A 15,863-nucleotide genomic window follows, 5' to 3' on the forward strand; every position below is an offset into this window, starting at 1 on the left:
GGATGAACATGCCGGCCTTCATCGCGTTGGCGGACAAAAGCACTTCCGGCACGAACAGGATGCCGTCGCGAAAATCCTCGCCGACGATGCGCATGCCTTCGACAAGCGCCTCGGTCAGCACCTTGTAGGGTGCCCAGCCGCGCTCGAGCAGGATCTGTGTGCCTTCCTCGATCTCTTCCTTCAACCCGTCATAAAGGTCGTCGTGCATCTGCTGCACAAGCTCGTCGTCGGAAAGCTCGGAAAGGATGATCTCGTCGTCGGCCATTTGTTGCCTGCGCCAATTGCTTGTCAGTGATCTAGGGGCCGCCGGCACCTTTGTCATAGGTGCCGGCGGCGGTTGCTTGCAGCCTCGGGAGTTATATCAGGCGTCCAGCCAGACGTTCTGGAAGTCCATTTCGTAGGTCTGGTGCATTCCGTAGTTCTTCACCTTCTTGCTCATGTGGCAGTAGAGCTTCTGCCAGAACGGCTGGATGATGACGCCGGAATCCTGCAGAATCTGCTCGACGTCCTTCATCACCTCCTTGCGCTTGGCAGGATCGGCGAGCGAGAGCGCCTGCTTCAGCTTGGCGTCGAAATCCGGGTTGGCATAGGCCGTTTCGTTCCAGGCCTCGCCCGAGCGATAGCCGAGGGCCAGCACCTGGACGCCCAGCGGCCGCATGTACCAGATGGTCATTGAGTATGGATATTTCGTCCAGTCGTTCCAGAAGGTCGAGCCCGGCAGCACCGTGCGCTTCACCTTGATGCCGGCATCGCGTAGCTGGCCGGCGATCGCATCGCCGGTGTTCTTTTGCCATTCGTCCTCGACGGTGATCAGCTCATGCTCGAAGTCGGCCTGCCCGGCATCCGCCATCAGCTTCTTGGCGGCGGCTGCATCGCGTGTCTTCTTGGGTAGCGGATAATATTCGGGATGGATCGGGGCGACGTGGTGGTTCTCGCCGACCGTGCCGCGCCCGGCGTAGCCGAGCTGCATGACGGCATCGTTGTCGACGGCCATCTGCAGCGCGTTGCGGACCTTTTGGTCATCATAGGGCTTGTGCGTGATGTTGGTGCGGGCAACCAGCGTGGTCGCCGTCGCGACCTCCGATTTCACCAGATCCATCTTGTCGAGGGCGTCGATGAAGTCGGCCGGCGTTTCGAAATCGAGGTCGATCTCGCCGGACTCGAAGGCATTCAGCGTGGCGTTGAAGTCGGTGCCGTAGTCGATGAACTCGACACCGTCGAGCGGCGCTTCGCCACCCCACCACTTGCCGTTCTCGCGACGCTTGACGACCGCCTTCTGGCCGACGTCGTAAGAGACCAGCTCGAAAGCTCCGGTACCGATTGGCTTCTTGATCGGGTCGGCGCCATCCTTGTCGAAGTCGCGATGCATGACCAGCGCCGGATAGTCGGTGAGGCCCGGTATGATCGCGATGTCCGGTTCGTTGAGCTTCAGCTTGACCGTGAGGTCGTCGACCTTGGTGATCGCGCCATCCTTCGCCTTACCGGTCTTTGTGTCGATCAGCGCGCCGACGCGTGCCGCCATGGAATTGCCGGAAGCACCCTTCTCGCACCAGCGGTTCAGATTGAAGACCACGTCATCGGCGTTGAAGGCATCGCCATTGTTCCAGGTGACGCCCTTGCGCAGATGCAGTGTGTATTCGGTGGCGTCATCATTGACGTCCCAGCTTTCGAGCAGGACCGGCTCGAAAGTGAACTGGTGCGTATAGCGGACGAGCGGTTCCAGCCAACAACGGGTGACGTTTGCCATCTCGGTCCAGTCATAGGTGCGCGGATCCTTCTGCGCCTTGACCGACATGGCGACATGCAGCGTTCCGCCCTTTTTCGGTTCATCGGCCAGGGCTTTTGTCGGCGCCGCAAGGCCGATCATGCCATAGGCGAAAGCCGTCGATGCGCCAAAGGCGCTGGCCAGCGCCAGGAATTCACGCCGGTCCATGCGGCCCGCACGCGTCTCTTTCGCCATTGCCTCGATAGCGCCCGGCACGCGGTCGCCATCGCTTCTGAAGAGCGTCATTTTTTCCTCCCTTAGTGGTTCCGTCAGGTCTTCGCCTGTCACATCAACTAGTGCTGTTGTTCTATCAACTAACGCTGTCCGGCAGCTTCTCCTCGCGCAGCGCGATGAAATCCTTGAGACCATCGGCGATGCCCTCATCGAGCTTCGGCTCCTCGTAATCCGCGAGCATGTTGCGCGCTTTCTCGCGACCGCGCGTATCGTGGTCCTTCGCCCCTTCAGCCTTCCACTGTTCGAACGAATTGAAGTCCATGATGCTGGGCATGAAGAAAGCGGACTCGAAATGTTCGAGCGTGTGCTGGGTGCCCAGGAAATGACCCTGCGGCCCCACCTCGCGGATCGCCGCCATCGCTTCCTTGAAATCGTCGAACGGCAGCCCGCCGGCATATTTGTACCAGCCGACAAGCTGCTCGCAGTCGGTCGCGAATTTCGAGTAGCCGCAGGTCAGGCCGGCCTCGAGCCATCCAGCGGAGTGCCAGATGTAGTTGGCGCCGGCAAGGATGGCGGCATGCATCAGCATGTTAGCCTCGTAGCCGGCCTGGGCGTCGTTCAGCTTCGAGCCGACATGGAAGCCCGACGTGCGCCACGGCAGCCGGTATTTCCTGGCCAGCGCGCCCATCAGATACATCATCTGGGCGGCTTCCGGCGTGCCACCCATGGGCGCGCCGGTCTTCATGTCGACCGTGACCATGAACTGTCCGTAGATCTGCGGCGAACCCGGACGCAGCAGCTGTGTGAACGCGACGCCGGCCAGCGCTTCCGCATTGACCTGCGCGACCGCGCCGACGGCGGAGGCCGAGGTCGAGGCGCCGCATAGCGCGAAGGGCGCGAGAATCAGCGGCTGGTTGCTGCGCGCATAGACCTTCATGGCGTCCAGCATGGTGGCGTCCCACACCAGCGGCGAGTTGCAGTTGGTGATCGCCACAAGCACCGAATTGTCGCGGACAAAATCCTCGCCGAACACGATGCCGGCCATCGCCATCGTGTCTTCCGCCCGCTCCTTCGACGTCACGATGCCCATGAACGGCTTGTCGGAGTGCTTCAGCGCTGAGTGGATGATGTGCAGATGGCGCTTGGGCACCGCAATTTCCATCGGCTCGCAGATGACCGAGCTCGACGAGTGCAGCGCCGGCGCCATGTAGGCGAGCTTATGGAAATTGTTGAGGTCGGCGAGCGAGCCGTACCGCCTGTTGTTGTCGAGGTCGCGCACGTAAGGCGCGCCATACATCGGAACGAAGATGGAATTCTTGCCGCCGACGCGAACGGTACGCTCGGGGTTGCGCGCATTGAGGGTGAATTCCGGCGGGACCTTGGAGACCAGCTCCATCAAGAGCGCACGGTCGATACGGACGCGCGTCTCGGAGACATCGGCTCCGGCGGCCTTCCATAGGGCGATCGCCTCGTCGTCGCGGAACTCGCAGCCCACCTCTTCAAGGATCGAGAGCGACTCCTGGTGGATCAGCTCCACCGCCTCGTCCGGGACCATCTGATAGGCGGGGATCTGGCGGACCAGGGTTGGAAACGACGCTATGGGAACGCCCCGCATCGCCTTGCGCCCCAGGCGGCCGCCGCTGCGGCGATGGGCAGTTTCGGTCACTTCAACGGCCGGTGCGTTCATGGCAAGTCAATCCTCCCTGAGCCCGTCAACTTAGCGGGACGAAATATGACTGTGACGCTGGAAAAACCTGATCTCTTGTATAAGCTCTGCTTATGCGAAGCTTGCGCCACCTCCTGCCCTCCGCCGGCAGCCTGATCGTCTTCGAGGCGGCCGGGCGGCTGTCGAGCTTCACCGCCGCCGGGCGCGAGCTCGGCATGACGCAGGCCGCCGTCTCCTATGCTGTGCGCGGGTTGGAGGAACAGCTCGGCGCCAAGCTATTCCAACGCCGCCACCGCCAGGTCAGCCTGACCGAGGCCGGCGAGCGCTTCCATGCCGATGTCTCGCTCGGCCTGTCCCACATCCGAAAATCGGCGGAAGACCTGCGCCTGCAGGTGACAGGCGGCCATGTGACGCTTGCCGCGTCGACCGCCTTCGGCTCGTTCTGGATGATGCCGCGCCTGCAGCAGTTCCGCGACGAATTGCCGGGCGTTGATCTACGCATCCAGACCGCCGACCGCGACCTCGACATCATCGCCGAGGGCATCCCGCTCGGCGTGCGCGGCGGCGTGCCGCGCGATTGGCCGGACTATCATTCGCTGTCGCTCTCTGACGAGGAGATCTTCCCGGTCGCAGGCCCCAACTATCTGGCGAAGTTTGGGCTGCCGAAGACCGTCGAGGAACTGGCAACGCATCGACTCATCCATCTCGAGGAGCCCTACCGCGAGGCCCCGAACTGGGACGAATGGTTCGCGTCCGCAGGAACCAGCCTCCGTAATGCCGAGCGCGGCTTGCGCATCAATGACTATGCCTTGGTGATTCAGGCGGTCATGGAGGGACAAGGCATCTCGCTCGGCTGGCGGCATCTGGTCGCGCGCCTCGTGGCATCTGGACTGTTGGTGCCGGTGACGGATCATGTGCTGAGGACCGGCGTCGGATTCTACGTCATCTGGCCGAAGAACCGCGAGCTGAGCGACAATGCCCGCAAGGTGCGGGACTGGTTGGCCGCGCAGGCGTGAGGAGGCAAGCCGCATAGCTGGGATCGCAGCGAGGGGGTGCTGCCCCGCCGTCATGTCCGCTATTCCGCCGCATCGAAAACTTCCGCATCCGTTACGAATCCGCCTATAGTGCTCCCATGCCCATCCGCCAGCTTTCCGAAACGATGATCAATCAGATCGCCGCCGGCGAAGTCATCGAGCGTCCGGCGAGCGTGGTCAAGGAACTGGTCGAGAACGCGCTCGATGCCGGTGCTTCCCGCGTCGAGATCGTTACCGCCGGTGGCGGACTGAACCTGATCCGCGTCACCGACGACGGTTCAGGCATCCCCGAGCAGGAGCTGGTGCTGGCGATTGCGCGCCACTGCACGTCCAAGCTTGGCGATAACATCCACGACATCCGCTCGCTCGGCTTTCGCGGCGAGGCGCTGCCGTCGATCGGTTCGGTGGCCAGGCTGTCGATCCGCTCGCGCACTGCATCGGGCGACAGTGCGGCCGAGATCGGCATCGAGGGCGGCCGTATGTCCGCGGTCAAGCCGGCGGCGGCCAATCGCGGCACAACGGTCGAGGTGCGCGACCTATTCTTCGCCACGCCCGCCCGGCTCAAGTTCATGAAGGGCGAACGCGCCGAAAGCTCGGCTACCAGCGACGTGGTCAAGCGCATTGCCATTGCCTTCCCTGCCGTGCGCTTCACGCTGGCCGGTTCCGACCGCTCGACACTGGAATTGCCGGCGACCGAAGACAGCTCTGAGGGCCGCCTTGCCCGTGTCGCACAAGTGATGGGCGCCGACTTTCCGGACAATGCGATCGCCATCGATGCCGAGCGGGAGAGCGTGCGGCTTTCCGGCCATGTCTCGATCCCGTCGTTCAGCCGCGCCAACGCGCTGCAGCAATATGCCTATGTCAATGGCCGGCCGGTGCGCGACAAGCTGATCGCCGGCGCCATTCGCGGCGCTTTCGCCGACGTGCTGCCACGCGACCGCCACGCGGTGACCGTGCTGTTCCTGACGCTCGATCCGGGAACCGTCGACGTCAATGTCCACCCGGCCAAGGCCGATGTGCGCTTCCGCGATCCCGGACTGGTGCGCGGGCTGATCGTCGGCGCCATCCGCGAGGCGCTGGCCAATGCCGGCATCCGCGCCGCGACTACAGGTGCGGCCGGCATGATGGCGGCGTTCCGGCCGGGTGCTGCCAGCTACGCGCATCCCGGACCGGCCAATGGCCACCGCAGCTACGATGCGGCCTATCGCGCCTCGGGCTTTTCCGGGTTCGACCGCTCAGCGCAGCGGCCGCTCGACATGGAAGGCGGTGGGCTCGGCAATGGCGGCTTCCGCGAGAACGATCAGGCCGCCTTCGATGCCGGGCCGCTGGCCAGCGCCGATGCGCGAGCCGGCCAGGACGAGGCGGCCGAGACGCTGCTCGGCACAGTGCTGGGTGCGGCGCGGGCGCAGGTGCATGAGAACTACATCGTCGCCCAAACCAGGGATTCGCTCGTCATCGTCGACCAGCACGCGGCGCATGAGCGGCTGGTCTACGAAGCCTTGAAGAATGCGCTGCATGCCCGTGCGGTGCCCTCGCAGATGCTGCTTCTGCCGGAGATCGTCGACCTGCCTGAGGAGGATGCCGAGCGGCTTGCCATGCATTCCGAGACCTTGGCCCGCTTCGGCCTCGGCATCGAGCGCTTCGGTCCGGGTGCGGTGGCAGTGCGCGAGACACCGTCGATGCTGGGCGAGACCAATGTGCAGCAGCTGGTGCGCGACCTCGCCGACGAGATCGCCGACAACGATACGGTCGAGACGCTGAAAGGCCGACTGGACAGGATCGCCGCGACCATGGCCTGCCATGGCTCGGTGCGCTCCGGCCGTCTGCTGAAGGCCGAGGAGATGAACGCGCTGTTGCGCCAGATGGAGGCGACGCCGGGCTCCGGCACCTGCAACCACGGTCGCCCGACCTATATCGAGCTCAAGCTCGCCGACATAGAAAGGCTGTTCGGGCGGCGGTGAAGACTGTCTCTGGACCCTCTTCGCCGCTTTTCGAGGTCGCCTCGTGCAACGGATCGTAATTCTCGGAAATGCTGGAAGCGGCAAATCAACCCTGGCGAGGGAAGTGGGTGAACGGCTGAAATTGCCGGTCGTGCATTTGGACAGACTGTTCTGGGGCCGGGTTGGACCAAACCTCAAAATGAGGTCTTTCGTGCAAGCGTCAACCAAGCCATCTCTGGTAACGGCTGGGTGTGCGAGGGAAACTACTATCGGCAGACTTTCGACCTAAGGCTGCCCCGCGCCAATCTCGTTGTCTGGCTCGACACCCCTCGCGTAACCTGCCTGAGCCGGGTCATATTGCGTGGCGCATTGAACCGGCCTCGGCTTGATCTTGCGACCGGATGCCGGGAGAGACTGGACAAAGAGTTTTTGGAGTTTCTGCGCTACATCTGGAATTTCGACCGTGACAGTCGACCGCTCATCGAGCAGGAGCGGCTGGCGAGGGGAGCACTGGTGCCGGTGATCAACTTGCGTGGCAGCCGTCAGATATCCGACTTCGTAAGCTCGCTTGCTCGCCAGCCCTAATGCAGCCAACTGCTACAACACTCTGATTCACCTCTTCAAATTCACCACGACGACGCCGCCAAGCGCCAGTGCGCCGCCGATCATGCCGAGCAGGGTCGGCACTTCGCCGAGCCAGAAGAAGCCGATGAGGGTGGCCACCGGCGACACCAGATAGAGGAAGTTCGAGGCGCGCGCGGCCGGCAGGCGCGACAGCGCGGTTGCCCAGGCGGCGTAGGCGATCAGGCTCGGCACGATGCCGAGAAAGATGACGGCACCGAGCCCGGCGGCGTCGGCGACCGCGGCCTGCGAGAGCGCGTTGGGCAGGAAGGGTGCCAGGCAGAGTGCGCCGAGCACCATGTTGGAGGCGGCGATGGTCAGCGGATGGTGGCGGGCAAAGAGCGGCTTCTGGACGATGGTGTTGACGGCTGAGCACAGGGCGGAGCCCAAGACCAGCAGTGCGCCGGTGTTGAAATGCAGGCCCTGCCCCTCGCCCATGGCGATGACGCCGATGCCGGCAAAAGAGATCGCCGTGCCGAGCCAGGCCAGACCGGAGAAGCGTTCGCCAAGCAGCGCCATGGCCATGATGGCGGTGAAGATCGGGCTGACGTTGATGATGAAGCCGGCGGCACCGGCCGAAACCGTCAGCTCGCCGAAATTGAGCATCGCCGTGTAGAGCGCGACGAAGATGGCGCCACCGAAGGCGAAGCGCCACAATTCGTCGATCCTGGGCAGCGCCGGGCGCTTGACGGCGAGGAAGATCGCGGCCGGCACGGCGGCGATGGCGAAGCGCAGCGCACCGAGTTCCAGCGGATCGAAGGCAGCGAGGCCGGCGCGGATGGCCGGAAAGGCCGAGGCCCAGCCGACCACGGTGAGGGCCACCGCGATGACCGCCGTGGTGTCCATGCGCTGTGTCGAATTCAACGTGCCGGTGTAAGCGCTCATCTGACCGTCCTCGCGATTCAATTGCATGATGTATAGAAATGCCATTGCCGCCGGTTGACAAACGAGCAAATCGAGGGTCACCTGTGAGCATGGATCACAGCTCAGAACCGATGCTGCCGCTCGAGACCTTGCGCGCCTTCGACGCGGCGGCGCGCACCGGGAGTTTTTCAGCCGCCGCCGAAAAGCTCAACCTCACCCATGGCGCCGTCAGCCGGCAGATCGCAAAGCTGGAAGACTGGCTGGGGCTGAAAGTGTTCGATCGCGGCGCGCGCGGCGTGTCGCTGACCATCGAGGGTAATCGTCTGCATCTCAGGACCACCGAAGCCTTCGCGCTGATCGCGAGCAATTCCGACCGCTGGGTGGAGCCGCGCGGCACCGCCGTGGTGCGGCTCGCCTCGATTCCCTCGGTGGGAGGACTGTGGCTGATGCCACGCATGGCAGCGCTTGAAAGCAACCCGACCAAATTGCGCATCGTGCTCGACGTCGACAACCGCCAGGCCGATCTCGCCGATGAAGGCATCGATCTTTCGGTGCGCTGCGGGCGCGGCCGCATTCCCGGCCGCGTTTCGGTGCAGCTGTTCGAGGAACATGTCTTCCCCGTAGCCTCGCCGGAACTGGCGAACGAGATCGGCCGTGGCGATCCTGCCCGGCTGCTCAAATTCCCGCTGATCAACGATTCCGATGCGTCCACCTGGCGCGCCTGGTTCGCGGCGCAGGGCATGGATTACCGCCCGCGCCCGCACGACCGCCGCTTCGAGGATTACAATCTGGTGCTCGATGCCGCGGCGCATGGGCTGGGCATCGCACTGGCGCGGCCGCCGCTGACGCAGGATCAGCTGAAGTCGGGCCGCATCGTCGCGGTCGACGACCGCGTCGCTCTCAATCCGATCTCCTACTGGCTCGACCGGCCTGCCGGCCGCCCGCGTGCCGCCGCCGCCGACCTTGCCCGCCGCATCGCGGCGCAGGCCGGGCTGGCGCCGGAAAGGATCGAGGCGTTCATCGAGGCCGAGAATTAGCGAAGCATCATCAGCACAAAGCCGACGATCGCGCAGGCAAGCATCCCGGCGCCAAACGACATCAGTCCGATGCTCATCTGCCTGGGTTCGGGCTCCGCCATGTCGCCCGGCCGAGAGCCGCGCTGCCCTTGTCTCGCTTCCGAGCCGATGGTGGGAGCACGGCGAAGCGGCGAGACCTCTGCTGTGAGAAGCGCCAACCAAGCCATGACAATTGGCTTGCCGCCCTCATCTGTGGTCACCTGGGCCAGCGCCAAGCCACGTTGCGCGGTGTCGGCTTCCGGCGCCTGTCTCCTCGTGGCGGTTGTGACCGGCGTGGCATCGCTTGCCGCGTCCGCGCCCGGGTCGACCAGGAGCCGGTAGGCATGCTCGATCTCGGACGAGGACAATTGCTGCGGCATTCCGGAACCGCCGGCCGGCAGCAGGGTCGGCAGCACAGCCGCCACCGGCTGCGACGGCCCTACCGCCGGTGCCGGCGGCGCAACCAATGCCTTGATGAGTGCCGTCCTCGCTGGATCGGTCTTCGCCGACGGCAAAGCCTCCGGCGTGAATGCTTCCCGCAACAGCGATGTCAGGCGGGCAGAGGAAATGTCCATGCCGGTCCCCGCAAGAGCGGTTCATCGTTTCACCGAAACGCCGAACCACTCTATCTCTTTGTCTTGACGCAATCCCGGACGGAAAACCGTTTCACACTTTTCCAGGAATTGCTCTTCGGACAATAGGCCATCAGCATTGCGTCAAGCTTGACCTCGCCGGCAATTTATGGCGATGACATCCTCATGAACCTTGGCGCCACCTCATGATGAACCGCTTCGAAGGCCCGGGCGGCAAGGAAGCCCGGATTCGCTATCTCGATGGCGATTTCCAGGTCACCAGCCCCGGCACGTTCGTGCGCTGCGCGGTGACCGGCGAGAGCATCCCGCTCGACGAGCTCAAATATTGGAGCGTCGCCAGGCAAGAGCCTTATGCGAACGCCACGGCCTCGCTGCGGCGTGAGATGGAAGCGAATCCGGATCTGCGCAGCCGGCGCTAGTCACCCCCGTAACTTCCGCTGCCGCCACGCATCCAGCGTTTCGTCGATGATCCGCTCCGGCACTTGGTCGAGTTCGAACACGGTGTCGATTTCCAGCACGTCGAGCTGATCCAGGAACCCGGCGGGCGCCGTGCCGTGGCGCAGCCTGGCGGCGTCCTTGGCGGTGGTGACGAGGCCTAGCCCTTCGCGGCGCGCCGTGCCGGCGAGTTCGGCAAGCTCGTCCTCGCCATAGAAATGATGATCCGGAAAGGCCCTCGAGAGCACCACCTCGCCGCCGGCGGCGCGAAGCGTGTCGAAAAATTTTTCGGGATGGCCGATGCCGGCGAAGGCCAGGAACCTTCTGCCGGCAAAGCGCTCCTTACCCCGAGGTAAGGTATGCGCCTCGAAGATCGGCCGGCCGGCGCGCGCCGCCTGGCGGACCACCGCATCGGCGGCGGTACCCTCGCCCATCTTGAGCAGCGCACTGGTGAAGACCAACTGGTCGACGATGTTTGCCCTGAGCGGCCCGCCGGGAATGACGCGGCCATTGCCGATGCCGTAGCGCGTGTCGACGACGACCAGCGCAAAGTCGATATGGATGCGCGCGCTCTGGAAGCCGTCGTCCATGATGAGGAAGTCGCAGCCGTGCTTCTCGATGAGCAGCCTGGCGCCCGCCGCACGGTTCGGCGACACCGCGACCGGCGCATGTTCGGCCAGAAGCAGCGGCTCGTCGCCGACATGCTTGGCGGCGTCATGGTGCGGATCAACGAGATGCGGCTGCGCGAACGAGCCGCCATGGCCGCGCGACAGGAAGCCGGGATTGAGCTGCATGCGTTTGGCCTGCCTGGCCAGCGCGATGGCCACCGGTGTCTTGCCGGTGCCGCCGACGGTGAAATTGCCGACGCACAGCACCGGTGCCTCGACCTTTTCGCGCGGCGCGCGGCGCATGCGGCGGCCGGCGACAATTGCATAGGCGGCCGACAGCGGCGACAGCGCCAGCACGCGCCAGTCCGGCTTTTCCCACCAGAAGGGCGGCGCCTCGGAGGTCACGCTACCTCCCGTTGGCGCCCTTCAGGCGCGACTTGACGACCAGCGGCTGGATATACGGCTCCAGCGACTTCAGCGTGCGCGCCAGCGCGCCGCGCATCTCGTCGACGGTCGCCACACCGGCCGCCATCATCTCATAGCGCGCCGCCTCGTTGGTCAGAAGGAAATTGACCGCGCCGGCCAGCATGTCGCGGTCGCGCACGAGTCTCGCCCCGCCACTGTCGAGCAGCCGCTGATAGGCCTCGCGGAAATTCTGAACATTGCGGCCGGCGAGCACCGCCGTCTCCAGCATCGCCGGCTCAAGCGGGTTCTGGCCGCCCTCGGAGGTCAGCGACCGGCCGACGAAGGCGATCTCCGTCAGCCTGAGATAAAGCCCCATCTCGCCGATCGTGTCGCCAAGCAGGATATCAGTGTCGGCGGTGATCCTGTCCCCCTTGCTGCGCCGGGCGAGCTTCAGGCCCATGCCGGAAATCTGCGCGGCCAGCGCCTCGGCGCGGTCCGGATGGCGCGGAACGATGATCGTCAGCAGGCCGTGATGGCGCCTGTGCAGCATGGCGTGGACTTCGGCCGCCACCACCTCCTCGCCGTCATGGGTCGAGATCGCCGCCCAGGTCGGCCGCTCGCCGATCTGGCGCTTCAGCGAGGACAGCGCCTTTTCGTCGAACGGCGGCGGCGCGGTGTCGACCTTGAGATTGCCCGACACGGTGACCGGCCGAGCGCCCAACGAGCGGAAGCGCTCACCGTCGACATCCGACTGGGCGACGACATGGGCAAGGTTCTCGAACAATGCCTCGGCGATGTTGGCGCGCTTCTTCCAGGAGGTGAAGGAGCGGTCGGACAGCCTGCCGTTGACCAGCACCTGCGGCACGCGCCGGGCGCCGAGTTCCAGCATGGTCATCGGCCAGATTTCCGATTCGGCGATGATCGCCAGGTCCGGCCGCCAATGGTCGAGGAAGCGGCTGACCGCCGGCTTCAGGTCGAGCGGCACATATTGGTGGATGATGCGGGCGCCAAGCCGCTCGTCGGCGACTTGCGCGGAAGTGACGGTGCCGGTGGTCAGCACGATGTTGACGCCGTAGTCGAGGATGCTCTCGACCAGGGGAATGACGGCGAGGGTCTCGCCGACACTCGCTGCGTGGATCCAGATCATCGGCCCTTCCGGGCGTGGCCGGCCGGCGACGCCGTAGCGCTCGCGCCGGCGCACTCGATCTTCCTTGCCACGGGAGGTGCGCCAGGCGACGTAGGGCCCGATCAGCGGATAGGCGGCGGCGCCCGCGTAGCGGTAGGCCGACAGCATGGCGCGCGCCCAGCGCTCGCTCACTTAGGGCCGTCCACGAGGCGGTAGGCCTCGGCGGTGGCGGCGTTGAGCGAGGCGGTCAGTTCCTGGCGCTTGCGCTCCATCTCGGCGTCGTCGGCATTGGCCGGCACCTGTACCGGCGTGCCGAGCACGATCGCGCAACGGCCGAACGGCAGGTTGATGGTGGTCTTGTCCCAGCTCTTCTCCAGCACTTTGCGGCGGCTGGTGGCGATGGCCGCGGGCATGATCGGGCGGCCCGAGAGCCGCGCCAGAAGGACGATGCCGAGCCCCGCGTCGCGCGGCGTGCCGTGGGGTATGTCTGCGATCATGGCGACGTTCTTGCCGGCCGTGAGCGACTTTTTCAGGGCAATCAACGCCTTGGCGCCACCCTTGTCGAGATGCCTGGTGCTGTCACGTCCGCCGGAGCCGCGCACGGCCTCGATGCCGAATCTCTCGAGCATCAGAGCGTTGAGCTCGGCATCGGCGCTGCGCGAGACCATGGCGACCAGCGGCCGCCCCTTGGGATAGTAGGCCGGCGTCAGAAGATGCTGGCCGTGCCAGAGCGCGATGATGCCGGGTTCCAGATGCGCATAGGCGCCGCCCGCAACCTTCGCCGATCCCTCGACCGTGCGATTGGTCAGGCGCACCAGACGCACGAACTGCGCCAGCAGGCCGACGATGACGTTCTTGACGATTCGCGACTGCGCCAGCGGTTCGCGGACCCTGCGCCAGAAGGCCTTGGTGGCTCGGCTGCCGCCACGGCCCGCGGGCGCGGCCTCGCCGGCCGGCGCTTTCGCCGCATCATGGTGCATAGAAGTCAACCGACGGCCTTGCTGTCTGGGTCGAGCAGCCGATGCAGGTGAACGACGAAATAGCGCATATGGGCGTTATCGACACTGGCTTGCGCCTTGGCCTTCCAGGCCGTGTGCGCGGATTGATAGTCGGGGTAGATGCCGACGATGTCGAGCCCATCGAGGTCGCGGAATTCGGTTCCGCCCAGCTTTTTCAGCTCGCCACCGAAAACCAGGTGCAAAAGCTGTTTCTTTCCGTCTTCCGCGGCCATGTCTGTCCTTCACATATCGTGAGTTTTGCAGAGGTCTAGACCAAAGCCGCCGACTTTGGAACCTTTGATGATGGTTAACTGTCCAGCCCGGCAATGACACCGGCAAGCACGGCAAGCAGCGCGCCACTGCCGGCGGCGAGCGCGCCGTGGCGAATCACCTCGCCGGCATAGCGCGGCCGCTCGCCATGCCGGTCGAGCAAGGCGCCGCCCGCTTCGTGCAGGATGAGATCGGCGGCGGCGATGTCCCAGTCATGCGCGCTCGGCTTGACGAAGGTTGCATCGAGGCGGCCATTGGCCACCATCGCCAGCCGGTAGGCGAGAGACGGAATGTGGATGACGCGGTTCAGCCGGCCCTGCCACTCAGCCGGCATCAGGTCGACCAGCGGCTTCGGTCCGCCAATCTCGATCTTTGCCAAGGGCTGGCGCACGGCAATGCGACGACCATTCAGGAACGCGCCCTCGCCGGGCAGCGCCCAATAGGTCTCTTTCATGGCCGGGCATTCGAGCACGCCGACCAGCGTGCGGCCGTCTTCGACCACGGCGACGCTGACACACCAGGAGCGCAGGCCTTCAAGGAAGCCGCGCGTGCCATCGATGGGATCGACGACGAAGGTGCGGCGCGCCGAAAGCCTGACGGGATTGTCGGCGGTTTCCTCCGACAGCCAGCCATAGTCAGGCCGCGCGGAAAGCAAGGTCTCGCGCAGATAGGCATCCGCTGCGTGGTCGGCTTCACTGACCGGCGACGTGCCGCCCTTCATCCAGACCTGCGGGTTGTTGCCGAAATAGCGCATGGCGATGATGCCGGCCTCGCGGGCGGCGTCGCGCAGCAGGGCCAGGTCCTCACGGGCTCCGGCCGATATCACCGTATCAGGCGCCGGCAAGGGTCATCCCTTCGATCATCAGCGTCGGGGCCGCGGTGCCGAAATCGCGATCGAGATCGCTGGCCGGAATCATGTTGAGGAACATCGTCTTCAAATTGGAGGCGATGGTCACCTCCGCCACCGGATAAGCAAGCTCGCCATTCTCGATCCAGAAGCCGGACGCGCCACGGCTGTATTCGCCGGTGATCATATCGACGCCCTGGCCGAACACTTCGGTGACATAGAAGCCGCTCTTCAGCGACTTGATCAAATCTTCCGGCGTGCGTTCGCCCGGCTCAATGGCGAGGTTGGTCGAGGATGGCGAGACGGAGGAGCCACTGCGCGAGCCGCGTCCGTTGGTGACGAGGCCAAGCTCACGCGCGGCCGAGGTCGACAGGAACCAGTGGTTGAGAACGCCCTTTTCGACCATCAGCAGCATCTTTCCCTCGACACCTTCGCCGTCGAAGGGACGCGAGGCCTGGCCGCGGCGCCTGAGTGGTTCGTCGGTGACGGTGATCGCGGCCGAGGCCACCTGCTTGCCCATCATGTCGCGCAGGAAGCTGGTCTTGCGCGCCACGGCGGCGCCATTGATGGCGCCGGCGAGATGACCGGCAATGCCGCGCGCAACGCGCGGATCGAACACGACATCGACCGGCCCGGTCGCCGCCTTGCGGGCGCCGAGGCGGCGCACGGCCCGCTCGCCGGCCTTGCGGCCGATATCTTCGGGTGCGTCGAGATCGGAAAAATGCTGGTGCGAGGAGTACTCGTAGTCGCGCTCCATGCCGGTGCCCTCGCCGGCAATGACGCTGGCCGAGCGCGAAAAGCGCGAGGCGACATACTGACCGACGAAGCCGTGCGAGGTGGCGAGCACCAGGCCGCCGAGCCCGGCGCCGGCGCTGCTGCCGGACGAATTGGTGACGCCCTTGACGGCAAGGGCTGCCGCTTCCGCCGCAAGCGCCGCTTCCTTCAGTTCATCGGCCGAAACCTCGGTCGGGTCGAACAGATCGAGGTCGCGCGGCGTTTTCGCCAGCAGCGCGGGATCGGCGAGGCCCTGATAGGGATCCTCCGGCGACACCTTGGCCATGGCGACCGCGCGCTCGGCCAGCGCCTTCGGGTCGGAGGCGGCGGTCGCCGACACGCTCGCAACGCGCTGGCCGACGAACACACGCAGCGAGACATCTTCGCTCTCGGACGATTCGGTAGCCTCGACCTTGCCCAGCCGCACCGACACGCCAGCCGAGCGACCGCGCACCGCGACCGCATCCGCGGCATCGGCGCCGGCACGTTTGGCGGCCTCGACCAGGGCCGCGACGCGGTCGGTCAATTTCGCTGCGTCGAGCGTATTGGTCATGCGTATCAATCCTGCTTTTTCTGCCGGCCTTGGGAGGAAGCCACTGGCACCCATCTATTGGTCCGCCGTGGCTTGTACAATGGGAAACGCGGCAATCAAAAGGCAAGGCAGCCTGTTCAGAGCCCCAGCCACGCC

General features: G+C 65.1%; 16 protein-coding genes. 5 read left to right on the top strand and 11 right to left on the bottom strand.

Annotated features, from left to right (window positions below):
- The 3 genes from DH08_RS12070 to DH08_RS12080 all read right to left on the bottom strand — a co-directional run.
- A partial coding sequence (locus tag DH08_RS12070; protein WP_192179528.1) for a B12-binding domain-containing protein occupies positions 1-265 on the bottom strand: 265 nt, incomplete at its 3' end.
- A gap of 96 nt (positions 266-361) precedes the next feature.
- Entirely contained in the window at positions 362-2,011 is a 1,650-nt protein-coding gene (locus DH08_RS12075) for an ABC transporter substrate-binding protein (protein WP_192179529.1), read from the bottom strand.
- A 64-nt stretch (positions 2,012-2,075) separates the two neighbouring features.
- A complete protein-coding gene (locus tag DH08_RS12080) occupies positions 2,076-3,626 on the bottom strand; it encodes a trimethylamine methyltransferase family protein (protein ID WP_192179530.1) in 1,551 nt (516 codons plus the stop codon).
- A gap of 92 nt (positions 3,627-3,718) precedes the next feature.
- Between DH08_RS12080 and DH08_RS12085 the strand changes: the two genes are divergently transcribed.
- The 3 genes from DH08_RS12085 (at position 3,719) to DH08_RS35800 (ending at position 7,164) form a co-directional block, all read left to right on the top strand.
- Positions 3,719-4,621, top strand: a complete 903-nt coding sequence (locus DH08_RS12085; protein WP_192179531.1) for a LysR substrate-binding domain-containing protein — start codon at positions 3,719-3,721, stop codon at positions 4,619-4,621.
- A 116-nt stretch (positions 4,622-4,737) separates the two neighbouring features.
- Positions 4,738-6,600, top strand: coding sequence for a DNA mismatch repair endonuclease MutL (gene mutL, locus DH08_RS12090; protein WP_192179532.1), 1,863 nt, complete (start codon positions 4,738-4,740; stop codon positions 6,598-6,600).
- A gap of 408 nt (positions 6,601-7,008) precedes the next feature.
- On the top strand, positions 7,009-7,164 hold the full coding sequence (locus DH08_RS35800) for a hypothetical protein (protein ID WP_210328684.1): 156 nt from the start codon (positions 7,009-7,011) through the stop codon (positions 7,162-7,164).
- A 27-nt stretch (positions 7,165-7,191) separates the two neighbouring features.
- On the opposite strand, the gene DH08_RS12100 is transcribed toward DH08_RS35800, so the two are convergent.
- Positions 7,192-8,085, bottom strand: a complete 894-nt coding sequence (locus DH08_RS12100; RefSeq protein WP_192179533.1) for a DMT family transporter — start codon at positions 8,083-8,085, stop codon at positions 7,192-7,194.
- An 89-nt stretch (positions 8,086-8,174) separates the two neighbouring features.
- Here DH08_RS12100 and DH08_RS12105 point away from each other — a divergent pair, with 89 nt between their 5' ends.
- Entirely contained in the window at positions 8,175-9,101 is a 927-nt protein-coding gene (locus DH08_RS12105) for a LysR substrate-binding domain-containing protein (RefSeq protein WP_246800792.1), read from the top strand.
- Here the strand turns inward: DH08_RS12105 and DH08_RS12110 are convergent.
- Positions 9,098-9,694: a hypothetical protein gene (locus DH08_RS12110; protein ID WP_192179534.1), complete on the bottom strand. Its 597-nt coding sequence runs from the start codon at positions 9,692-9,694 to the stop codon at positions 9,098-9,100. The genes DH08_RS12105 and DH08_RS12110 overlap by 4 nt on opposite strands.
- Positions 9,695-9,897: 203 nt before the next feature.
- On the opposite strand from DH08_RS12110, the gene DH08_RS12115 reads away from it, so the two are divergent.
- Positions 9,898-10,131 carry a DUF2093 domain-containing protein gene (locus DH08_RS12115; protein WP_040584002.1) on the top strand — a complete coding sequence of 78 codons (234 nt, stop codon included), beginning with the start codon at positions 9,898-9,900 and terminating at the stop codon, positions 10,129-10,131.
- Here the strand turns inward: DH08_RS12115 and lpxK are convergent, their stop codons facing one another.
- The 6 genes from lpxK to DH08_RS12145 form a co-directional block, all read right to left on the bottom strand.
- Positions 10,132-11,160, bottom strand: coding sequence for a tetraacyldisaccharide 4'-kinase (lpxK, locus tag DH08_RS12120; protein WP_192179535.1), 1,029 nt, complete (start codon positions 11,158-11,160; stop codon positions 10,132-10,134).
- 1 nt (position 11,161) lies between these two features.
- Positions 11,162-12,478, bottom strand: a complete 1,317-nt coding sequence (gene waaA, locus DH08_RS12125) for a lipid IV(A) 3-deoxy-D-manno-octulosonic acid transferase (RefSeq protein ID WP_065518222.1) — start codon at positions 12,476-12,478, stop codon at positions 11,162-11,164.
- Positions 12,475-13,266: a lysophospholipid acyltransferase family protein gene (locus tag DH08_RS12130; RefSeq protein WP_192179536.1), complete on the bottom strand. Its 792-nt coding sequence runs from the start codon at positions 13,264-13,266 to the stop codon at positions 12,475-12,477. Before DH08_RS12130 ends, waaA begins: the two co-directional genes overlap by 4 nt.
- A 5-nt stretch (positions 13,267-13,271) precedes the next feature.
- On the bottom strand, positions 13,272-13,517 hold the full coding sequence (locus tag DH08_RS12135; protein WP_006204049.1) for a DUF4170 domain-containing protein: 246 nt from the start codon (positions 13,515-13,517) through the stop codon (positions 13,272-13,274).
- Between the two features lie 74 nt (positions 13,518-13,591).
- Complete coding sequence (locus DH08_RS12140; protein ID WP_192179537.1) at positions 13,592-14,398, bottom strand: 3'(2'),5'-bisphosphate nucleotidase CysQ; 807 nt, start codon at positions 14,396-14,398, stop codon at positions 13,592-13,594.
- Positions 14,385-15,728 carry a TldD/PmbA family protein gene (locus DH08_RS12145; RefSeq protein ID WP_192179538.1) on the bottom strand — a complete coding sequence of 448 codons (1,344 nt, stop codon included), beginning with the start codon at positions 15,726-15,728 and terminating at the stop codon, positions 14,385-14,387. The genes DH08_RS12140 and DH08_RS12145 overlap by 14 nt, the downstream gene beginning before the upstream one ends.
- Between the last annotated feature and the right edge of the window lie 135 nt (positions 15,729-15,863).

This window comes from Mesorhizobium amorphae (genome assembly GCF_014843845.1).
In the GTDB taxonomy this organism is placed as follows: Bacteria; Pseudomonadota; Alphaproteobacteria; order Rhizobiales; family Rhizobiaceae; genus Mesorhizobium; species Mesorhizobium amorphae_A.

Coding starts and splice junctions, on each gene's coding strand:
- DH08_RS12075 (WP_192179529.1), bottom strand. CDS start 2,011: ATGACGCTCTTCAGAAGCGATGGCGACCGCGTGCCGGGCGCTATCGAG.
- DH08_RS12110 (WP_192179534.1), bottom strand. CDS start 9,694: ATGGACATTTCCTCTGCCCGCCTGACATCGCTGTTGCGGGAAGCATTC.
- DH08_RS12085 (WP_192179531.1), top strand. CDS start 3,719: ATGCGAAGCTTGCGCCACCTCCTGCCCTCCGCCGGCAGCCTGATCGTC.
- DH08_RS12100 (WP_192179533.1), bottom strand. CDS start 8,085: ATGAGCGCTTACACCGGCACGTTGAATTCGACACAGCGCATGGACACC.
- DH08_RS12115 (WP_040584002.1), top strand. CDS start 9,898: ATGATGAACCGCTTCGAAGGCCCGGGCGGCAAGGAAGCCCGGATTCGC.
- DH08_RS12145 (WP_192179538.1), bottom strand. CDS start 15,728: ATGACCAATACGCTCGACGCAGCGAAATTGACCGACCGCGTCGCGGCC.
- DH08_RS12130 (WP_192179536.1), bottom strand. CDS start 13,266: ATGCACCATGATGCGGCGAAAGCGCCGGCCGGCGAGGCCGCGCCCGCG.
- DH08_RS12135 (WP_006204049.1), bottom strand. CDS start 13,517: ATGGCCGCGGAAGACGGAAAGAAACAGCTTTTGCACCTGGTTTTCGGT.
- DH08_RS12080 (WP_192179530.1), bottom strand. CDS start 3,626: ATGAACGCACCGGCCGTTGAAGTGACCGAAACTGCCCATCGCCGCAGC.
- DH08_RS12105 (WP_246800792.1), top strand. CDS start 8,175: ATGGATCACAGCTCAGAACCGATGCTGCCGCTCGAGACCTTGCGCGCC.
- mutL (WP_192179532.1), top strand. CDS start 4,738: ATGCCCATCCGCCAGCTTTCCGAAACGATGATCAATCAGATCGCCGCC.